This is a genomic window from Stenotrophomonas sp. TWI1183 (assembly GCF_039673115.1).
Lineage (GTDB): Bacteria > Pseudomonadota > Gammaproteobacteria > Xanthomonadales > Xanthomonadaceae > Stenotrophomonas > Stenotrophomonas maltophilia_AA.
Genome location: NZ_JBDJKZ010000021.1, coordinates 1 through 14528, shown reverse-complemented (window position 1 = coordinate 14528; position 14528 = coordinate 1). Strand labels below are relative to the sequence as shown.

Annotated in this window: 15 protein-coding genes; 8 read left to right on the top strand and 7 right to left on the bottom strand. The window is 61.9% G+C overall.

What is annotated here, in order from left to right:
- Positions 1 to 8: 8 nt before the first annotated feature.
- From ABE434_RS16235 to ABE434_RS16210, 6 genes are read left to right on the top strand one after another with little or no spacing between them, the layout of a single operon-like run.
- Positions 9 to 899, top strand: coding sequence for a glycosyltransferase family A protein (locus ABE434_RS16235; protein WP_346479560.1), 891 nt, complete (start codon positions 9 to 11; stop codon positions 897 to 899).
- Positions 900 to 1979, top strand: a complete 1080-nt coding sequence (locus tag ABE434_RS16230; protein WP_346479559.1) for a glycosyltransferase family 4 protein — start codon at positions 900 to 902, stop codon at positions 1977 to 1979.
- A gap of 42 nt (positions 1980 to 2021) precedes the next feature.
- The gene (locus ABE434_RS16225; RefSeq protein ID WP_346479558.1) at positions 2022 to 3323 is read left to right on the top strand and encodes an O-antigen ligase family protein; all 1302 of its coding nucleotides are present in this window, start codon (positions 2022 to 2024) and stop codon (positions 3321 to 3323) included.
- 42 nt (positions 3324 to 3365) lie between these two features.
- Complete coding sequence (locus ABE434_RS16220) at positions 3366 to 3842, top strand: hypothetical protein (RefSeq protein ID WP_346479557.1); 477 nt, start codon at positions 3366 to 3368, stop codon at positions 3840 to 3842.
- Positions 3839 to 4318: a glycosyltransferase gene (locus ABE434_RS16215; RefSeq protein ID WP_346479556.1), complete on the top strand. Its 480-nt coding sequence runs from the start codon at positions 3839 to 3841 to the stop codon at positions 4316 to 4318. The genes ABE434_RS16220 and ABE434_RS16215 overlap by 4 nt, the downstream gene beginning before the upstream one ends.
- A 2-nt stretch (positions 4319 to 4320) precedes the next feature.
- Positions 4321 to 5079 carry a heparin lyase I family protein gene (locus ABE434_RS16210; protein WP_346479555.1) on the top strand — a complete coding sequence of 253 codons (759 nt, stop codon included), beginning with the start codon at positions 4321 to 4323 and terminating at the stop codon, positions 5077 to 5079.
- Between the two features lie 76 nt (positions 5080 to 5155).
- Here the strand turns inward: ABE434_RS16210 and ABE434_RS16205 are convergent, their stop codons facing one another.
- The 5 genes from ABE434_RS16205 to ABE434_RS16185 form a co-directional block, all read right to left on the bottom strand.
- A complete protein-coding gene (locus tag ABE434_RS16205; RefSeq protein ID WP_346479554.1) occupies positions 5156 to 7381 on the bottom strand; it encodes a YjbH domain-containing protein in 2226 nt (741 codons plus the stop codon).
- Positions 7381 to 8172 carry a capsule biosynthesis GfcC family protein gene (locus ABE434_RS16200; protein WP_346479553.1) on the bottom strand — a complete coding sequence of 264 codons (792 nt, stop codon included), beginning with the start codon at positions 8170 to 8172 and terminating at the stop codon, positions 7381 to 7383. The genes ABE434_RS16205 and ABE434_RS16200 overlap by 1 nt, the downstream gene beginning before the upstream one ends.
- Positions 8169 to 8861: a YjbF family lipoprotein gene (locus ABE434_RS16195; RefSeq protein WP_346479552.1), complete on the bottom strand. Its 693-nt coding sequence runs from the start codon at positions 8859 to 8861 to the stop codon at positions 8169 to 8171. Before ABE434_RS16195 ends, ABE434_RS16200 begins: the two co-directional genes overlap by 4 nt.
- Before the next feature lies 1 nt (position 8862).
- On the bottom strand, positions 8863 to 9966 hold the full coding sequence (locus tag ABE434_RS16190) for a polysaccharide biosynthesis/export family protein (protein ID WP_179459652.1): 1104 nt from the start codon (positions 9964 to 9966) through the stop codon (positions 8863 to 8865).
- An 85-nt stretch (positions 9967 to 10051) separates the two neighbouring features.
- Positions 10052 to 10387, bottom strand: a complete 336-nt coding sequence (locus ABE434_RS16185) for a hypothetical protein (protein ID WP_346479551.1) — start codon at positions 10385 to 10387, stop codon at positions 10052 to 10054.
- A 174-nt stretch (positions 10388 to 10561) separates the two neighbouring features.
- Between ABE434_RS16185 and ABE434_RS16180 the strand changes: the two genes are divergently transcribed.
- Together ABE434_RS16180 and ABE434_RS16175 are read left to right on the top strand one after the other, a co-directional pair.
- Positions 10562 to 10834, top strand: a complete 273-nt coding sequence (locus tag ABE434_RS16180; protein WP_346479550.1) for a hypothetical protein — start codon at positions 10562 to 10564, stop codon at positions 10832 to 10834.
- Positions 10827 to 11231: a S4 domain-containing protein gene (locus tag ABE434_RS16175; RefSeq protein WP_176990030.1), complete on the top strand. Its 405-nt coding sequence runs from the start codon at positions 10827 to 10829 to the stop codon at positions 11229 to 11231. Before ABE434_RS16180 ends, ABE434_RS16175 begins: the two co-directional genes overlap by 8 nt.
- A gap of 69 nt (positions 11232 to 11300) precedes the next feature.
- On the opposite strand, the gene katG is transcribed toward ABE434_RS16175, so the two are convergent.
- Positions 11301 to 13535: a catalase/peroxidase HPI gene (katG, locus tag ABE434_RS16170; RefSeq protein WP_346479549.1), complete on the bottom strand. Its 2235-nt coding sequence runs from the start codon at positions 13533 to 13535 to the stop codon at positions 11301 to 11303.
- 203 nt (positions 13536 to 13738) lie between these two features.
- Positions 13739 to 14344 (bottom strand): DUF937 domain-containing protein, encoded by a 606-nt coding sequence (locus tag ABE434_RS16165; RefSeq protein WP_346479548.1) that lies wholly within the window; start codon positions 14342 to 14344, stop codon positions 13739 to 13741.
- Positions 14345 to 14528 lie beyond the last annotated feature (184 nt).

The window sequence follows — 14528 nt, the reverse complement described above, 5'->3', positions numbered from 1 at the left end:
ATAGCGTAATGGATGTCACCGTTGTGATTCCAACGTACAACGATGGCCAGCGCGTTGCATTGTGCGTGGATGCGCTTCGGAAGCAATCCTATCAGGGGCGCTTTGAAGTCATCGTTGTTGACAACGGATCAACCCGTGATGCGGCGCGGTTCCCGGAGGGCGACCCTATTGCCAGGGTCGTCTCCGAACCGGAAGCAGGTTCATATTCGGCCAGGAATACCGGGATACGTCTGGCTAAGGGGCGCATCATTGCTTTCACCGATTCGGATTGCGTTCCCTGCCCGAATTGGTTGAGTGCCGCCGTGGAGATGATCGACAGCGGTAACGCTGACTTGGTTGCTGGTCGGGTCGAGATTTTCTTCAAGAACCCTGCGCGGCCGACCTCCGTCGAGCTCTACGAGCATCGCTTTTCCTTCCGTCAGCACGAGAGCGTGCCCCAAGGTTGGGCAATCACGGCGAATCTCGTTGTGAGAGCATCGGTTCTCGAGGCCGTTGGTCCATTCAACGCCAAGACCTTCTCTGGTGGCGATGCCGAATTTACCCGGCGAGCGGTGAATGCCGGATTTGAGCTGAAGTACGGTCATGAGGCCTCAGTTGCGCATCCCGCTCGCCGTACATTGGCTGAGATTAGCCAGATGAGACGTCGCCACGTGGGTGGCTTCTATCGGTTGAGCAAGACTGACGCTAGCTATAGCTCCATGTTCTCTGCCAAAGGAATACTCAAGGACATCGCTTACCCGGCGAAGGCGGCGGTGTTGCTGGTCAAGGATGTCGCCGAAGGGAGCCAGACGCTCTGGCGCTCGATCCGCGTTCTCCTGGTGGTATCGCATACCCGTTGGTATCGGGCCGGCCTTAAGATGGCGTATGCGACCGGACTGAAGCGAACCTATGAGCGCTGAGTGCTCAATGTGAAGAAGATTCTTGTCATTTCGAATATGTATCCTTCGCCGCGGGAGCCAGCCCTGGGCATATTCGTGGAGCGCGTATCTGCACAGATGATCGATCGCGGCCATGATGTCACTCTCGCCGTTCGCTGTGCCTCGCGTTGGAAGATTCTGTCTTACCTGCGCTTCTTCATCCATGCATTTGGAAAGGTTCTCTTCTCCAGGGCTGACCTCGTATACGTCCATTTCGTAACGCATTCCTACATCCCGGTCATGTTTGCATTCTTGCTAAGGAGCATGCCGCTCGCTGTTCATGTGCACGGGGCGGACATTATCTCTGACAAGAAGCAGTCACGATTGTCCGCACGCTGTTTCAGCATCGTGAGGCGTGCCGCGCTCGGGCGTGCTGCGCTGATTGTCGCGCCCTCGAACTACTTCCGCGACCTTGTCTCAGATCGGTTTCCTTCGGTCAAAGACAAGATCGTCGTGTCCCCATCCGGTGGTGTCGACCTGGCAGCGTTCAGGGATGCAAGTTCAAGCGCTCGGGTACGGGGCGAGTTGATGTTCTTCGGTCGACTCATGCTCGGAAAGGGCGTGATGCTCGTCATTCCCGCCGTGGAGGCGGTACGCGCTCGACGCTCCGATCTCGAGGTCAGCGTTGTGTTCGCGGGCGACGGTCCCGCTCTGGCGGCCCTTTCCGAGCAGGCGAAGGCATCCGCTGTCTCGGTGCGCTTCCTAGGGGCGGTCGATCCACACAGGGTGCCTCAGACGCTGTCCACGGCCACTGCGCTGGTCTTCCCCTCATTTCGCCAGGGCGAAAGTCTGGGTTTGGTGGCGCTTGAGGGGATGGCCTGTGGGCGCCCCGTCATCGCAGCCCGCAGCGGTGCCATGGAAGAGATCGTTCAGGACGGTGTGAACGGGGCACTTTTTGAGATCAATGATATCCACGGACTCTCACTCGCAATCGAAAGCATGTTGACGCTGGATGATCTTGCCTGGAAACGGGTATCTGATGCGGCCTTGCGCCGTGTAGAGGCATTTGATGCGCAGCGTGTCTCCCTCGAACTTTCGGAGGCATTGTGTCGCGTCTTTTGAATTTCATCCCGCGGGCGGCCCATTTCTACTGCAGGTATCGTGATGGCGACTGTTGATATGGCGTATGCGCCTTCCTCATCTGGCGGAGCGCGTCAGTCCGCTGGATTGATGCGCTGGATCGAGTTAGTGATTCTCTGGGGTACGCCCTTGATGATTCTGATTGACACGATCAACGGCGGGCTGCTTCGTGGTGGCGGCGTCGAAGGTGTCTCGCAGGTGATCAAGGTCGCCTACCTCGGGCTGCTTGCTGTCTGCGCGGTTAGGAGCCGCTCAGGACTGCTCATGCTCACGGTCTGCGTCATCTCCAATGTGCTGTTTCTGGGCGTCCATTCCCTGGCGGCTGAAGGTGTATCAGCGATAACGCTCGATCTCCAGTGGCTCCTGCGCTTCAACATCATGTGGCTTGGATATCACTTCTTCCGGCGCAGCGTGGAGAGGGGGACTGTCTCGCTGAGATATTGTTTCCGGGTGTTCTGCTTTGTCTCGCTTGTGCTGGCGTTGAATCTGGTGCTTGGGACTTTGGGCTATGGATATTCCCAATACGGTAAGTATGACGACGCTGATCAGATCGGTGCCGTCGGATTCATTTTTGCCGGTAACGAGATGTCTTACCTAATGCTCTTGTGCCAGGTGATGGTATGTGGCTGGATCTATCATTCCCGAGGGGGCATGCTCAAGTACTTGGTGGTCTGTGCTCTGTTCGTGCTGGCATCCATATTGAAGGCCACAAAGGTCGCAATGCTCGGAAGTCTGCTGGTCGCAGTGGCCTTCCCGGCAATGGAGGTGATCAAGGGAGTGGTGACGCTGAGACTGAGGTCATGGCGCGGTGTAATCCTCTTTGCCGGCATGATCATTTCGATCGTTCTTGCATTGCCAGGCATCGTGTATCTCATCGAAAAAACCGGCTTGATGCGCCGCATTGAATACTTCATGGATGAGTACGGATTGCTCTTCACCATCTTCAGTGGGCGCGAGCAGTTTCTTGCGGATTTCATGGATAGGGTATGGCCCCGGTACTCCTGGTGGGAGGTGCTCGTGGGTGTCGGTCGTCAGCGCATGCTCTCGATGCTCGGGCGGCCGGTTGAGATCGACCTTTTTGATCTTCTTGGCGCATTTGGCATCGCAGGCGCCCTGATCTACTACGGTTTCTTTCTGAAGCGCCTGGGTGTCGGCCTTCTCGGCATGCGCGAGCAGCGGGCGGACCTTGCTACGATCCAGGTCGTCAGTATCGTTCTGCTTTTGGCGATCAGCATGACGGCTGGTCACGTTATCTACAGCGGATTGGCCGCACCATACATTGCGTTGGCAGTTGGTACCTGCTCCGCGAAGTTGATTGCTCGATGAGTCAGAGACGTTTCGCAGCAGACGGTAGGGTTCTGCGCAGTCATGGAATTTGGAGATAGATTGGTGACAAGGGCCAGAAAAGTTCTCGCTGTCGCATCGGGTGGTGGACACTGGATCCAACTGCTGCGGATGCGCCCAGCATTCGCCGATTGCGACGTCAGATTCATAACCACCATTGAGGGCCTGGATTCCAAGGTTGCCCCGATGCGTTGCGATGTTGTTCCCGATGCCAGCATGGACTCGAAGGCTCGCTTGGCATTGATGGCCATGCACGTTCTTTGGCGAATCCTGTTGTTCCGGCCTCACGTGGTCATCTCCACTGGTGCGGCTCCCGGGTTTTTCGCCTTGGCCTTCGGCAAGCTGGTTGGCGCTCGTACGATCTGGATCGACAGCATTGCCAACGCCGACGAGTTGTCTCTGGCCGGACGCAAGATTGGGCGTTGGGCCGATCATTGGCTTACGCAATGGCCGGAGCTGTCGAAGCCAGATGGTCCTCATTACATTGGGAATATCCTGTGATCTTTCTTACCGTTGGAACGCAGCTGGCCTTTGATCGCTTGGTGCGCCAAGTGGATGAATGGGCAGCCGCTTCCGGGGTCGAGGTGTTTGGTCAGATTGGTCCCGGACAGTACATTCCGCGTCATTTTCGGTTCGAGCAGTTTGTGCACCCTTCCGAGTTTGAGAGGCGGATGGACGAATCGGACTGCATCGTTTCGCACGCTGGAATGGGAACCATTCTGTCCGCGATGCAGTATGGAAAGCCTGCTTTGTTGATGGCACGCAGAGCCTCACTTGGTGAGCATAGAAATGAGCATCAATTGTCGACTGCGAGAAAGTTCAAGGATGTACCCTCGTTCCGTTTCGTAGAGAGCAGCGCGGACATGGCGAAGGGATACGAGCAGCTCGCTGCCGGCGTGACCGGCCTGGGAGCGGCAGGAACGGCCGCAGCGAACGGTGATTTCCTGCGCAACTTGCGTCAACTGATTCAGCAGTAGCCATGCCCAGCGTATTGCCTCGTTCTGCCATCCATGCCCTGCTCGCGGCGCTCTTCGCCGGGGCGCCACCATCCGCGGCGGTTGCAGTGGAGGGAGGGAGAGAGCCGCCGCCGACGAAGTGGCTGGCCGAGAGGCCATTTTCCTACTCCGTTCATGGTAGCGAGCGGACGGAGTACCGGTTCGAATGGAGGCGTGACGACTGGGACGGTACACGCCGTGCGAAAGGCACGGAGTTGAAGACAAAGCCGATGACGGGTCCGAGGCGACAGCAGGTCTCCTTCGATTTCTGGGTCGACGCGGATGACTACGTTGGTGATTCCAAGCTGGCAATTATCATGCAGTACCACAGCTATCCTGATGAGAATCTAGGGGAAGGATGGCGCAATCCTATCTCCAGCCTCTTGATCAGAGATGGACTTTTGCAGTACGACTATCGCTCAAGTGTTGAGCAGGTCACACCCAAAGTGGGCGGCAAATATCAATACAGCAGCTTCAGGGCCATCAAGCTTGGAGCCCCGCGATGGGGTGCCTGGAATTCAGTCCGGCTGGAGCAGCGCTTTGATCCGTCCAATGGACTTGTTGAGATTCTGCTTAACGGGAAAAGAGTATCTGTCGATCCTGCAAGGATAGGATTCAATGATAGACGGGGTCCATTCCTGAAATTTGGCCTTTACTGCCCGGGTGGCTCCGACAAACCCCAAAAAGTGATTCGTTTCCGCAATGTAATGGTGGACGGAAATCCGCTGACCGGGAGCTGGTGAGCCATCGGATTCTTGGTCATTGCGGCGGAGCGCACTCCGCCAGCAACCGTGCGCTCATGTGTCGCGCAGGACGGCGTCAATCCTTGATTTCACTGAGGTTGTCGTAGAACAGCGTGGCGTCGCGCTCACTGGTGATGCCATAGAGCGCATATTTCCTGCCCAGCATCGCTCCGCCGTCGCGTATGAGTGGGTTCCAGACGATGGTGGCGCTCGCGCGATTCGATCTAGGCAATATGGAGTCGAACGGAATCGAGAAGTAGATTCCCTTGTCGAAGCTTCCCTCGCCGAACTCGCGAGCTGACACGTTGGTCTTAGTGGCGTAGGCACCCATCGTGACGCCGTTCTTGAAAGATCGCGCGATGTTCACGGTGGCGCCATAGTCGCCAGCGAGATAACGGCCGGCACTGACCGAACCAACCACACGCTGATCGTGATCAAAGGCGTAATAGAGGGATGCGTGACCAGTGGTCATGCTGTAGTCCCGCAATCCAGCGAGCTGGTCATAGTCGCGCTGCCGCACCCAGTTGATGTTTGCGCCAACTGCCCAGGCCTCCCCAAGGGGCCGATAGAGAATTTCTCCGCCAACGCCGGCGTACATCCATTCCAGATAGCCGGCGTAGAGCATGCCGTAGGTATCATTTCCCAGTCGACCGGTGGCGGTAAGCTGTAGGTTCGGAACAGTGACGTCCGAGTCAACCATGTACTTACGGAGATCCGTTCGTACTCTCGGAAGTCGGCTCGGGGCGTTGTACTTGAATTTGTCGTAATTGTTCAGTAGGTTGCCGCTGACAGTGCCGGTCAGCCAGATGTTAGGTGTGAAAAAGATGCTGCCGGTGTAGTTGGCGGCAACCTGATACAGGATGAAGCCATCGGGACCGCCGACACTCTGGCGGTAACCCACGTTGAAGCCTCCGCCGAAGCGCTGAAGCGGCGCTCGATACAGTGCTTGCCCTTGCAGTTGCGAGGGATCCACAACCTCGATCCCGAGCTTGAGAGCTTCCAGGTCCGACCGATTCTCAACGTAATCGACGAAGTGCCGGCGGCTGATGCTGGTTTCGACAATCGGCATGCCCAGCCGGACGCTGGCAAACGTAAACCAATCTACCGAAGAATCCAGCTCGTTATGCAGGATGCGCGCCGCGCGCCCCATGCCTTCAGATGTATGGAAGTAGCGAAGCTGGGAGCCAGTGACGACGATTTCGGAGCCGCGACGAGAAATCTCGTCCACGCGATATCCAGCGTTGGCACGTAGGCGGCGCGCGATCTCCTCCCACTGCTCCTGTTCATTCATTGCCGCCGACGGTCCATTGGAAGCTCGGATGGCGGGACTCTTATCGCTGAGCGTCTGTGTAGCGTGCCCGGCATCCGAGCCATCAGATTTGGATGTCACTGCATTGTGGGATGGCGCAAGGGGCTCGGACGGTGGATCGAACGGCTTGGGCGCCGAATGGGCACGGCCTGGGTTTCCGCGAAGGGTAACGGCAAACATGGCAGCGTCACCACGCTCCCAAGCAGCGGTGAACTGTACGTTCTGGTTGAGGCTGTACACCAATCCGATGTTGACCGGAGTGTTCTGAGGCAGGTTGTTCTTCCTGGGCTCGTGTTTGTAGTCATTGCCGTCATATTCCAGCTTGACGAGCAAGGGCTCCCATGGGGTCTGGTAACTAATGCCACCGAACACGCCCACGCGTCCTCGAAACATGGAACTAAGACCGAATTTGCCGGCATTGTTGATGTCGCTCGTCGGCATCGGGCGAGTATCGAAGCGGTCATCAATGGCGCCCAATGGGTTGCCAAGGTCACCGCGGTTGCCGATGTAGCCGGTGGCAAAACCCAGGCTCGCATCCACGGGGCCGAATCGCTTGTTGGCCACCATGTACTCGCTGGAGAACAGGCCGGTGCCGCCAAGGTCTCTGATGCCGAAGGCCACCTCGGGCAACCAACGGCTCTCTTCCCAGAGGCGCACCTTGAAGTCGATCGATTTGTCCTTGTAATTCTGGTCCCCGCTTACATTCGGGTTTCCATATCTGATGTTAGATACATTGATATAGCGGAATGACCCCTCCAGCCACGGGAATGGCTGCATCGTCACGTTGTAGCGGCTGTACGGCGAGTTGTGAGAGGCAGTGAAGCTGATCTCGCCGTCATCAGCCATGCGCGCGCTCGGCGTCTGCAGCAGGCCCATTCCACCCCATTCGCTTGCTGTTGCGGGCGGCGCTTCCTGCGCATGCAGGCAGGCGGATGTCGCCAATGCCAGTGCTGAGAAAGCCAAGGTAGCGAAATGTCTGGAACGGACGTGCATCAAGGTGCTACTCGCGGATTAGGCAGCGGCTGCGTCGCGAGGAATGCGGCGAACTGCGTGTTGAACTCTGGATCGATGTCTTTCATCAGTCGTGCGGCGATGGGGACATAGATCGTGCCGCCAGGTGCGACGGCCTGCAGGTCTGCGCGATTCCACAGCGCAATACCGATGATCTGTACGTGTCCATCCGGCTGGATCACGTGGACTTGGTCCTTGTCTGCCACGCGGTTCGATGGGCAGGCAGCCAGATAATGGGTGACATCCGCAGTAGGCTGATGCGGAAGCTCGCAGGCCTGATCCAGCGCGCCCATGACGCGAACGGTGTCTGGCCTGGCGGGGTACCGCACGATGTCCGACGGCATGGCGACCGGGTTGGATGACTTGCGCGTCTGCATCAGGCGCGGCTCGAGCTCTGCCACCACCCGGCCAGTTGCTGGAAGGTCGGTCAGTTGCCTTGAAAGGCTGGAGGCAAGTGTGCTGGCTGCTTCGTCCTGGCTCTGCTGCAGCACCTTCAGGTCGTAGAGCAGCCCGGCTTTGAGGCGTACCTGCTGGGCACGTGCGCTTTCGCGCAGCAGCGAGGCACCTGTGACGTAGCTGTCCGGCATCGGCATGGCGGCAATCAGGGCATCCGCCAAGCGCGCTCCTGCGGGAAGATGGTAGACGCCCGGCGCATTGACCGCACCCTCGACGGTAACCTCTACCGTGTCGGTCACGGGCTGCGCCGCAGCCTCATGTGCGACGAAGAAGGGGAGGGTGGAGCACAGGATCAGGCAGTAGCGCAGCATGGTCATTGGCCAGGGCGGTAGGGTTTGAGCTGCTCGATGTCCACGGCATAGCCGGGGGCGAGGTACTGGCGACTCTTCCAGATGAACCCGGAGCGCTCATCCACCCAATAGATGTTGGTCTCGCGGAAGCCTGGTCCGGAGAGCTTTTCTTCGTAGCGCGCCAGGCTGAGTGGCCGCTCCAGGATCACCACCTTCTCGGTGCCGACTTTCGTGAGCGTGCCGGTCACCGGTACGCTCATTTGATACGACGGGATCCAGTCGTACTGGCGCTGCACCCGGGCGGTGCCCCGCAGTGCGCCGAGATCATCGAACGGCGACGGTCCGGTGATGCGCGCGGCATAGCTGCGGCCAATCCCCGACGTCGCGGTGACCAGGCCGTTGGGCTGCAGATAGAAGACCGCGTCGCCGCCCGCGACCCACGCCTGGCGCCCCCCATCAACGAAGCCGAGCACGAGGACGCCATTGACGTCCGGTGCGCGCAACTGCAGCTGTGGGAAGCGCACGGCCGCCACCTGGGCCGGGGTCGCGCTTGGCTTGGGAACGAAGATCAGCCGCAGCGCGTCGGCGCTGGAGCGGCTCACCGTGGTGCAGCTGCTGGTCATGGCGGCGAGGGCCACCAGCGCAGCGATGCCCATGGCGCGGCCCAACCCGCCACGCGCGCTGGAGCGCGTGGCGTCATGCTGCATAGGACCCATGTTAGTTCCCGACTTCGCTCTCGGTACGAGCGGCGGTGTAGAGGATGTTGGTGAACGGCAGCAGCTGGTTCACGAAGCGGTTCCAGCGCGTCACGCCGGCGGCGCCCACGAACACCACGTCGCCGGGCTGCAGCATGAACTGGCTGCCCACGGCGAACGCGGTCGGCGATCGGGCTTCCAGGTGATAGATCACCGACGGCGCCTTCTGCAGATCCTTCGAGCCCCGGATGACATACACCGCATTGCCGTTGGAGGTGGCCTGGGTGAGGCCACGGGCGCGGCCGATCGCCTGGTTCAGCGAGATGTCGGAGGTGCGGAAGCTGAAGGCACCCGGCTGGGTGACTTCACCCACGACGAAAATCTCTTTTCGATCCAGATACGGCACGTAGATCGAGTCGCCGTTCTTCAGGTAGATCGGTCGGCCACCATGCTGGCGGGCGACGGTTTCAATGTCGATCGAGTAGGTGACGCCGTCGCGGCTGAGCTGGATGCCGGAGAGATCGGCCTGGCTCGCATTGAGGCCGGCCTGGCTGATCGCGTCGGACAGCGTGAGCGGCGTCGTCGTCAGCGGGACCGAGGTCGAACGCTCGGCAGCGCCGGTGATCCAGACGCGCTGGCTGGCGTAGCTCAGCACGGAGGTATCCACCTGCGGTGCCTCGATGTACTTGGCCAACCGCTGGGTGATTTCCGCACGAAGCTCGACCGGCGTCTTGCCGGCCGCCTGGACTTTGCCGATGTACGGGTAGAAGAGTGTGCCGTCGCCCTGCACCAGTCGCCCGGCAAGGTTGCCCTGCTGCTGGGAACCCGCAGGCACGGTCAGCTCCGGGTGGTCCCACACGGTGATGTACAGCATGTCGCCGGGGCCCACGCGATAAGGCTCGGCCTGGTAATCCAGCAGTGCAGCCGGCAGTACCTGTTCCGCCTGCGACGCATCGTTCATGGCGATGAGCTTCGGCGTGATCGGGATCATCTCAAGACGACCATCCTCGCTGGAACGGGTCGCCGACACGTCGCTGTGGCGCAGGTGTTGGCCAGGGGCCAGCATACAGCCGGACAGGAGCAGGGTCGCCGCGATGGCGGCCGGCAGGCACAGGGGCTTCATCATCATCTTCATCAAGGTTTTACGGCAGGCATAAAAAACCCTCGCCAAGCTTGGCCCGGCGAGGGCTTGAGTGCGGAACTAAGAGCGATTAACCGCCCGTGCCGCCGGTACCACCCGTGCCGCCCGTGCCGCCGGTACCACCGGTGCCGCCCGGACCACCGGGGCCGCCGGGGCCGCCGTCGGTGCCGCCCGGATCCTTTTCACCGCTCGAGCTGTCGCCGCCGATGCTGTACAGCACGGCTGCGGCTGCGATGGAGGCACCCACGGTCGCTACGACTGCGGTGGTCGAGTAAGCGGAGGCTTCGGCGCCTGCCACGTCGGTGGCGGCTTCCGGCTCAGCAGCGGGGGCGTCCTGGGGGGCAGCCATCACCGGAGAGGCGGACAGGCCTACCAAGGCCAGCACTGCGATCGTCTTCTTAAACATGAGGGGTCTCCTACTCCGTTAGGGAAAATAGCCCGTCTATGGTGACCAGCCGGGGAGCAAGAGTCAACCCGAACTGAATGTCCGGGGACCATCGAATGGAATTGCGCGCAGCCAACGGCCCGCGGATGATGGAATCTGCCCGTGGCGGGGCGCGACGCCTGTGGAGGCATGATGATGACTGCATCCGTGAACCCGGGTCGGACGATCCTGACGCTGCTCTTGATTGTCGGGGCCTTGGCCGCATGTTCCACCTCGGAGCGCCTGGGCGATACCCAGGTCCGCCCGATGGACCGACCGGAATGCCAGGTCGGCAGCCAGCGCCGCGATCTGGATGCCGGGGTGCCGGCGCTGATCGGCGGTACCGGTTGTCGTGGCACGCCGGACGCTCCGCAACCCCTCAACCGACAACCGGCCAATGCCGTGGAGCTGGGTAGGAAGCATGACTGACGCAACACCGGTGGCCGCCGTGCGGCTGGACGTGTGGCTGTGGGCCGCACGGTTCTTTCGGACCCGCAGCCTGGCCAAACAGGCGGTGGAAACGGGCAAGGTCGATGTGGCCGGGCAACGCCCGAAATCCTCGCGCGCGGTGCGCGTGGGTGAGGCGCTGCAGATCAGCCGTGGCGATGAAGTGTTCGATATCCAGGTACTTGGGCTCAGCGAAATGCGCGGTCCGGCACCCGTGGCGCAGCAGTTGTATGCCGAGAGCGAGGCCTCCCTGGCACGCCGGGCGGAACTGCGCCTGCAGCGCGCCGCGGCGAAAAACGGGTACCAGCCACCGGAGCACAAGCCGGACAAGCGTGCGCGTCGGCTGATCCGTGCGCTGGGGGATCTGGACGCCTTGTGAGCTGCATGCTGCGCATATGAAAAGACCGGGCCTGTGGGCCCGGTCTTTTTGTCTGCCCGCGACGTCCCCTCAACGCAGGTCGTAGCGGTCCAGCTCCATTACCCGCGCCCAGGCGGCCACGAAGTCGCGGACGAACTTCTTCTCACCGTCCGCGCTGGCATACACCTCGGCCAGTGCACGCAGCACCGAGTTCGAGCCGAACACCAGGTCCACCCGGCTGCCGCTCCAGCGCGGTGTGCCCGTGCTGCGGTCGCGGCCGCTGTAGCCATCGCCCTGGGCCACCCATTGCGTGCGCATGTCGAGCAGGTTGACGAAGAAGTCGTTGCTCAACGTACCGACGCGATCGGTGAACACGCCGTCCGTGCTCCCGCCGACGTTGGTACCGATCACCCGCAGGCCCCCGACCAGTGCGGTCATCTCCGGCGCGGTCAGCGTGAGCAGCTGCGCACGGTCGATCAGCAGCGCTTCGGTAGGCACGTTGTAGCGGCCCTTGACGTAGTTGCGGAACCCGTCGGCATACGGCTCCAGCACCGCGAACGACTCCACATCGGTCTGCGCCTGGCTGGCATCGGTGCGGCCGGGGTTGAACGGCACGCTGACCTCATGGCCACCGGCCTTGGCCGCCTGTTCGACACCGACATTGCCGGCCAGCACGATCAGGTCGGCCAGCGAGACCTGCGCGCCGCCGTCGCCCTTGAAGCCGGCCTGGATCTTCTCCAGGGCGGCCAGCACCTTGCCGAGCTGCTGCGGCTGGTTGACCGCCCAGTCCTTCTGCGGGGCCAGGCGCACACGTGCACCGTTGGCGCCGCCACGCTTGTCCGAGCCGCGGAAGGTGGAGGCCGATGCCCAGGCAGTGGAGACCAGCTCGCCCGCGCTCAGCCCGGCCGCGGCGATCTGCTGCTTCAGCGTGGCGATGTCCTGCGCGCTCAGCGTGGTCTGCGGTGCCGCCGGCACCGGATCCTGCCAGACGAATTCTTCGGCCGGAATCTCAGGGCCGAGATAGCGTGCACGTGGGCCCATGTCGCGGTGGGTCAGCTTGAACCATGCGCGGGCGAAGGCATCGGCGAACGCCTGCGGGTCGGCCAGGAAGCGACGCGAAATCTTTTCGTACGCCGGATCGACGCGCAGCGACAGATCGGTGGTGAGCATGGTCGGGCGGTGCTTCTTCGACGGATCGTGCGCGTCGGGAATGATCGCCTCGCTGTCCTTGGCAACCCACTGATGCGCACCGGCGGGGCTCTTGGTCAGCTCCCACTCGTGCCCGAACAGGATCTCGAAGAAGTCATGGCTCCATTGCGCCGGGGTGCGCGTCCACGTCACTTCCAGGCCGCTGGTGATGGTGTCGCCGCCCTTGCCGGTGCCGAACCTGTTGGCCCAGCCCAAGCCCTGGCTTTCCAGCCCGGCCGCTTCCGGTTCGACATCGACATTGTCGGCCGGGCCGGCCCCGTGGGTCTTGCCGAAGCTGTGCCCACCGGCGATCAGGGCGACGGTTTCCTCATCATCCATGGCCATGCGGCCGAAGGTGTCGCGGATGTCGAACGCTGCCTTGAGCGGATCCGGATTGCCGTCCGGGCCTTCCGGATTGACGTAGATCAGGCCCATCTGCACGGCGGCCAGCGGATTCTCGAGGTCGCGCGAGTGGATGTCGCCGTCGGCGTCATCATCGGAGACCAGCACGCCGTGGTCTTCCTGCACGCCTTCGGAACCGTGCGCGTAGCGCACATCGCCGCCGAGCCAGGTGGTTTCGCGGCCCCAGTACACATCCTGGTCCGGTTCCCAGGTATCCGGGCGGCCACCGGCGAAGCCCAGCGTCTTGAAGCCCATCGATTCCAGCGCGACGTTGCCGGTCAGCACCAGCAGGTCGGCCCAGGAGATCGCCTGGCCGTACTTCTGCTTGATCGGCCACAGCAGGCGGCGTGCCTTGTCCAGGCTGACGTTGTCCGGCCAGCTGTTGAGCGGGGCGAAGCGCTGCTGGCCACGGCCGGCGCCGCCACGGCCATCGCCGATGCGGTAGGTGCCGGCACTGTGCCAGGCCATGCGCACGAACAGGCCGCCGTAATGGCCGAAGTCGGCCGGCCACCAGTCCTGCGAGTCGGTCATCAAGGCCTTGAGGTCGGCTTTGAGGCCGGCGTAGTCCAGCGCCTTGAAGGCCTTCGCATAGTCGAACGTCTCATCCAGCGGATGCGAGCGGGTCGAGTGCTGGTTGAGCAGGTCCACCCGCAGCTGTTTGGGCCACCAGTCGCGGTTGGTGGTGGCATCGCCGACGAGGGCGTGGTTGAACGGGCACTTTGCTTCGCTTTTCATGGGTATCTACCTGTGGACTGGCGAACGTGGAAACCACCGGCGCGGGGGAGGCGATGGCGACGTCGGAAACGTGGTGCCTGCCCATGCGGGCGTGGGGCGCCGCGATGTGAAGGCGTACCCACACGTTAAGCACTGTCGTTCATTCAGTACATTCGAATGAATCAACCAATGCGATAGGCGCAGGCTATTTCCAGCGCCTGTCCTCAGCGCTTGCCGAACAGACCGCCACCGAGCTTGAGCAGGTCGCCTACGCCGAGCTGCCCATCGCCGTCCTGGTCCAGCACCGAGGTCAGCAGGCCGCCGCTGTTGGCGCTCTGCGCTTCCTGGCCCAGGGCCTGGCTGAGCTGGCTCGGGTTGCCGCCGCTGGCAAAGCGCTGGGCCAGATAGGACATGACGATCGGCGCCAGGATCGCGAGCAGCTGGCTGGTCTTGCTGCTGTCCAATCCCGTCGCCTGGCTCAGGCCCTGGGTGGCGCGCTCGGTGTTTCCACCGAAGACATGGCCGAGGATGCCGGCGCCATTGGTGGCATTGCCGCCGCCTCCGCCGAGCACGCTGCCGAGCAGACCGCCCAGATCGAAGCCGCCGCTGCTGGCGGGGGCGTGGTCACGCTGCAGGGCACCGAGCAGAGCCTGTGCACCCTGCGGTTCCTGAGCATTGCGGCCCATCGCGCCGAGCAGCAGCGGCAGGGCCGCGCCGATCGCGCCGCTGGCTTGGTTCTGGTCGATGCCGAGCTGCTGGGACACCTGCTGCAGGCCTTGGCCCTGCTGCAGCTGCTGGAAGAGGGACGCGGCAAGCGATTCGGTATTCACGGCGGACTCCAGGGCAGGGATGGGAACCGGCCGAGCATAGCGCTGCGTTCACTACGGGAATGCGAAGAATTCACGTGGGGCGTGCGCGGCCACCCGACCAAAGGTCGGGTGCTACCGGTTCGGTGGGGTGATCGCCGTACCCAGGTAGTGGGGGGCGGGGGGGGGGGGGGGGTAAATTAATTTG